Raw genomic sequence first — 619 nt, 5'->3', positions numbered from 1 at the left:
GCTCAGAAGCCGATCACGGCCTGCGTGAGCAGGCGCGCGGATGCGACGCGGCGCGGGCGGCCGGATTCGGCCAGGCGGTGCGCCGACGGCGGGCGCAGGCACAGGAACAGGATGGCGGCGAGCACGGCGGCCAGGGCGATGAACCAGTCGACGAGGATATTCATGAGAAAAAGGGGGCACGTCCAAAGCGGATTGAAGCATGCCCACTTTAGTGTCCTCGCGTGTGCGATTAAATCAGACGAGTCCGAAATTGAAAGCCATTTTTAATAACGGCGCGTGATTGGCCCTGTTCCACAGGCGGTATCATCGACGTCGGTCCAACCACGAGGCCGCGCGGCGCGCGGCCGGAGATTGCTGATGAACATGAAGACTTCGCGGGCGCGTCGCGTGCCCGGGTCCGTACTGGCGGCCGTGGCCGCCGGTGCGCTGCTGTTGCTCGCGGGCTGCGAGAAGTCCGGTGCGCCGGTCACGCAACCCGATACGGCCGCGCGCGCATACCCCCATGCCGCCAACACCCCCCCCAAGGCGCCCGCCCAGGAGGCCACCCCCGCCACCCCCCACCTCACCGCCCCGAACGCCCCCCCTCCCCCCCCCGCACCAGCACACCCCCGTGTCTGTA

General features: G+C 68.3%; 1 protein-coding gene and 1 pseudogene. One reads left to right on the top strand and one right to left on the bottom strand.

Going from position 1 to position 619, the window contains the following annotated elements; all coding sequences use genetic code 11:
• Positions 1-2: 2 nt before the first annotated feature.
• The gene (locus G3N93_RS41180) at positions 3-164 is read right to left on the bottom strand and encodes a hypothetical protein (RefSeq protein ID WP_206135661.1); all 162 of its coding nucleotides are present in this window, start codon (positions 162-164) and stop codon (positions 3-5) included.
• A 193-nt stretch (positions 165-357) separates the two neighbouring features.
• On the opposite strand from G3N93_RS41180, the pseudogene G3N93_RS41175 reads away from it, so the two are divergent.
• A pseudogene (locus tag G3N93_RS41175) lies at positions 358-619 on the top strand (hypothetical protein); the annotation flags it as partial.

Source organism: Burkholderia sp. Se-20378 (assembly GCF_017104665.1).
Classification (GTDB): Bacteria; Pseudomonadota; Gammaproteobacteria; order Burkholderiales; family Burkholderiaceae; genus Burkholderia; species Burkholderia lata.
The sequence above is the reverse complement of the archived record's forward strand: the minus strand, read 5'-3'. Positions and strand labels throughout refer to the sequence as shown.

What these genes read in the sequence shown, in the direction of transcription:
- G3N93_RS41180 (WP_206135661.1), bottom strand. Translation starts at nt 164, where the DNA reads ATGAATATCCTCGTCGACTGGTTCATCGCCCTGGCCGCCGTGCTCGCC.